Source organism: Arthrobacter sp. P1_A5, from assembly GCF_056406825.1.
In genome coordinates this window covers 1-4,201 of the sequence record NZ_JBFTZL010000248.1, presented here as the reverse complement: position 1 = coordinate 4,201, position 4,201 = coordinate 1, and the positions used below count along the sequence as shown (strand labels likewise).

Sequence of the window (4,201 nt, the reverse complement as noted above, 5' to 3'; positions counted from 1 at the left end):
ATGCCCAGCAGGCCCTGGTCCCAGCCCTGGATGACCTGGCCGACGCCGACCCGGAAGTCCAGCGGCGCGCCGCGGCCCCAGGAAGCGTCGAATTCTTCACCGGTGGACCAGGCGACGCCCACGTAGTGGGTGGAAACGGTGTCGCCGGCTTTGGCCTCGGCGCCGTCCCCTTCGATCAGGTCGGTGATGACCAGTTCGGTGGGGACGTCTCCTACGGGGAAGTCAATTTCCGGCTTCTCGCGGTCGAGGTTGCGCTGTCCAAATGACATGGTTGCTCCTTTGAGGTGACGTGTAGTGGTTGCAGTTGTAGCGGTGGGTTACTTGACGCCGAGGATATCGACGACGAAGACGAGGTCGCCCTTCGCGTCGCCCTGGCCCTGATCCCCGTAGGCGAGGTCCTTCGGGACGACCAGAAGGACACGGGAGCCGACCGTCTTGCCGGTCAGGCCCTGGGTCCAGCCCTTGATGACGCCGGTCAACGGGAAGGTGGCCTTCTTGCCACTGTCGAAGCTGGAGTCGAAGACCTTGCCGGTGGCGAGGGCGACGCCCACGTAGTTCACGGTAATGGTGTCGGTCTCCTTGAGGGCCTGGCCCTTGCCGGTGATGAGGTCCTGGGAGACCAACGCGGTCGGCGCCTTGACGCCGGCGACGGAGATCTCCGGGACGCCCTTGTCGTTTTCCTTCACGGTCGGCAGTCCGGCCGGCGGGGTGACGGCGTCGCCCTCAGGCTTGTCCAGGACCGGCGGAGCGTCCTTGGCGGAGAGCACCTTGACGATCAGGAGCTGGGTCGGCTTGGCCGCGGTACCCTCGGCTGCGGCCTGGCCGGGAACGGCGAGGGCGAGGTGCGAGCCGATCTTGGCGCCCACGAACGCGTTGTAGATGACGGGGCTGCTGCCCTTGAGCTCGTCGTTTAGCTCCAGCGGCTCGGGATCGTTCGGGAACGTGTCTTCGAGGGTGGAACCGTCGGTGCCGTTGAAGGCCACGATCGAAATGTTGGCGATCTGGTTGGCCTTGACCCGCTCGCCACCGCCCTCGGTGACCACCTTGACGGTGGGTTCCTTGACGTCGAGCGGCTTGGTGAAGTCGACGCCTGGGGCCTTCTTGTCACCGTTCTCAGTCAATTTGACCGAGTCCAGCTTGGCGGTCTCACCCGCGGACTGGCTGGTGGGTTCCGGAGCCGGAGGYGCTTCGCTGCCGCCGCAGGCGGTCAGCAGCAGCAGTCCGGGAAGAAGAATTGCTAGTAGTCGGCGCAATTGGAAACTTTCGTCGAGGCAGGGTGGACTCAATGCCGTTCGGTTTCCCGTGGCAAAGAAAGCGGCGGCCGCAGGGCGGCCCTACCCCAGAATAACGTGCGAAGCTGGGTATCAGCCCATCGAGTCCAGCAGCGCATCCACCCGTTCGTCCACGCTCCGGAAGGGATCCTTGCACAGAATGGTCTGGTGGGCGCGGTCGTTCAGCTTCAGATGGACCCAGTCCACGGTGTAGTCGCGGCCGAGTTCCTGGGCGCGCCGGACGAAGTCGCCGCGGAGTTTGGCGCGCGTGGTCTGCGGCGGGGCATCCACCGCGTCCTTGACCGCGGTGTCGTCCACCACCCGGCGCACGGCCCCGCGGGCCTGGAGCAGGTAGAAGAGGCCGCGGCCACGGGAAATGTCGTGGTAGGTCAGGTCCAGCTGCGCAATCCTCGGAGCGTCAAGGCCCAGCCCGTGCCGTACCCGGTAGTTGTCCATGAGCTTCTTCTTGATGGCCCAGTCCACTTCGGTATCGATCGTGCTCGTGTCGCCGCTTTCGATGGCGTCCAGCGTGCGCTCCCAGAGGTCCAGGATCAGCGGCACGTGGGGGTTGTGCGCGCCGTGTTCGGCCACGAACGCGGTCACCTTGCCCAGGTATTCGCGCTGGATTTCCAGAGCCGTGAGCTGCCGGCCGTTGGCGAGCCGGACCAGCGCCCGGCCGCTGAGGTCGTGGGAGATTTCCCGGATGCTGCGGATCGGGTTCTCCATCCGCATGTCGCGCATGATCACCCCGGCCTCGATCATCCGCAGGATCAGGTCCACCGTGCCGATCTTGAGCAGCGCCGTCGTTTCGGACATGTTGGAGTCGCCCACGATCACGTGCAGGCGCCGGTAGAACTCGGCGTCCGCGTGCGGCTCGTCCCGGGTGTTGATGATGGGCCTGGAGCGGGTGGTGGCGGAGGAGACGCCTTCCCAGATGTGGTCGGCCCGCTGGGAGAACGCGAAGGTCGCCCCGTGCGGGGTCTTGAGGATCTTGCCGGCCCCGGCGATCAACTGGCGGGTCACGAGGAACGGGATGAGGATTTCCGCGAGCCGGGAAAATTCGCCGCGCCGCGGGATGAGGTAGTTTTCGTGGCTGCCGTAGGAGTTCCCGGCCGAGTCCGTGTTGTTCTTGAACAGGTATACGGTGCCGTTGAATCCCTCCGCCGCCAGCCGTTCCTGGGCTTCGTCCACGAGGTCGCACAGGATCAGCTCCCCGGCACGGTCATGGGCTATCAGCTGGGCGAGGTCGTCGCACTCGGCGGTGGCGTATTCCGGGTGCGACCCGACGTCCAGGTAAAGGCGCGAGCCGTTGGTCAGGAAGACGTTGGAGGACCGTCCCCAGCTGACCACCTTGCGGAAGAGGTAGCGGGCTACTTCCTCCGGTGCCAGCGGCCGGGACTCCGGGCTTGAATAGGAAATTCCGAATTCGGTTTCGATGCCGAATATGCGCTTGTCCATCTCACTTCTCCTCAGCCAGCAATGCCACGATGTCCGGGTCCTCGAGCCGGCGGAACGCCCGGCGGGTGCCGCGGCCGCTTTCCGATGCCCGGTCCAGTACCGCAACTTCAAGTGCGGATACGGGCAGGGTCGTGGTTTCCTTGTCCGCCACGAGCCCGGCGAGGGCCAGCCGGATGGCGCCCGCGAAGTCGAGTTCGCCCTGCCAGCCCGCCGCGACAGCCTCGGAGACCTTGTCCGCCTGGCCACCCATCACAATAAAGCCGTGCTCGTCGGCGATGGACCCGTCAAAGGTCAGCCGGTACAGATGGTCCGCCTCCTGCGCCTGGCCGACTTCGGCCACGGCCAGTTCGACCTCGAAGGGTTTCTGTTCGGCCGTAAACACCGCGCCGAGGCTCTGTGCATACACGCTGGCGAGGCCGCGGGCTGTGACGTCCTCGCGGTCGTAGGAATAGCCCCGGACATCGGCATACCGCACCCCGGCTTGCCGCAGGCTCTCAAACTCGTTGTACTTCCCGACGGCCGCGAACGCGATCCTGTCGTAGATCTCGCCGATCTTGTGCAGCGACGGGGACGCGTTCTCCGCCACGAGGGCAATCCCGTCCCGGCAACTGATGACCACCACCGAACGTCCACGGGCGATGCCCTTCCGTGCGAAATCCGCACGGTCCTTCATCAGCTGTTCGGGAGATACATAGAACTGCTGGGTCATCTCAGGCCTCCCGCTGGGCGACTGTGCGGGATTCGATGACGCGGCCGGCCACGGCGGCAAGGTCGCGGTCCGGGACCCGGAAGGCGCCTGTCCGGTTCACGATGTACACCACCGGCCATAGCTGCCGGACGGGGTCCGGCCCTCCTGTGGCGGAGTCGTCGTCGGCGGCGTCGTACAGGGCCTCGACGGCGACCGCCACGGCGTCCTGCTCCGAGAGGCCGGGACGCCAGAGCTTCTTCAGCGCGCCGCGGGCGAACATCGAACCGGATCCCACCGCGTGGTGCTCCTGTTCCTCGTAGCGGCCGCCCGTGACGTCGTAGGAGAAGAGCCGGCCGAAACCTGCGGGCCGGTCGAATCCCGCGAACAGGGGCACGACGGCGAGGCCCTGCATGGCCATGGGCAGGTTGCCGCGGACCATGGCGCCGAGCCGGTTCGCTTTCCCGTCCAGGCTCAGGAGGGTGCCCTCGATCTTCTCGTAGTGCTCGAGTTCAACCTGGAACAGCCTGGTGATGTCCAGGGCGATGCCGGCGGTCCCGGCAATGCCCAGCACTGAATACTGGTCGGCGGGAAAGACCTTCTCGATGTGCCGGCTCGCGATCACGTTGCCCATGGTGGCGCGGCGGTCCCCGGCCATCAGCACTCCCCCGGCGTAGGTCATCGCCACGATCGTGGTCCCGTGCGGGGCCTGCAGCGGTGCTCCTGGCTGGCCGGCGTGCCCGCCGGCGGGCAACTGGTTGAAAGGCACTTGGCCGAAGGGCATCAA

5 protein-coding genes are annotated in these 4,201 nt (G+C 66.3%); all 5 read right to left on the bottom strand.

Annotated features, from left to right (window positions below):
- Window positions 1–269, bottom strand: a 269-nt coding sequence (locus tag AC1D1S_RS19610) for an FKBP-type peptidyl-prolyl cis-trans isomerase (protein WP_476995268.1), incomplete at its 3' end; no start/stop codon positions are given.
- Window positions 270–317: 48 nt separating this feature from the next.
- Window positions 318–1,253, bottom strand: coding sequence for an FKBP-type peptidyl-prolyl cis-trans isomerase (locus AC1D1S_RS19605; RefSeq protein WP_476995267.1), 936 nt, complete (start codon window positions 1,251–1,253; stop codon window positions 318–320).
- Window positions 1,254–1,364: 111 nt separating this feature from the next.
- Entirely contained in the window at window positions 1,365–2,729 is a 1,365-nt protein-coding gene (pafA, locus tag AC1D1S_RS19600; RefSeq protein ID WP_243177605.1) for a Pup--protein ligase, read from the bottom strand.
- A gap of 1 nt (window position 2,730) precedes the next feature.
- Entirely contained in the window at window positions 2,731–3,438 is a 708-nt protein-coding gene (gene prcA, locus AC1D1S_RS19595) for a proteasome subunit alpha (protein WP_476995266.1), read from the bottom strand.
- Window position 3,439: 1 nt separating this feature from the next.
- Window positions 3,440–4,198: a proteasome subunit beta gene (gene prcB, locus AC1D1S_RS19590; protein ID WP_476995269.1), complete on the bottom strand. Its 759-nt coding sequence runs from the start codon at window positions 4,196–4,198 to the stop codon at window positions 3,440–3,442.
- Between the last annotated feature and the right edge of the window lie 3 nt (window positions 4,199–4,201).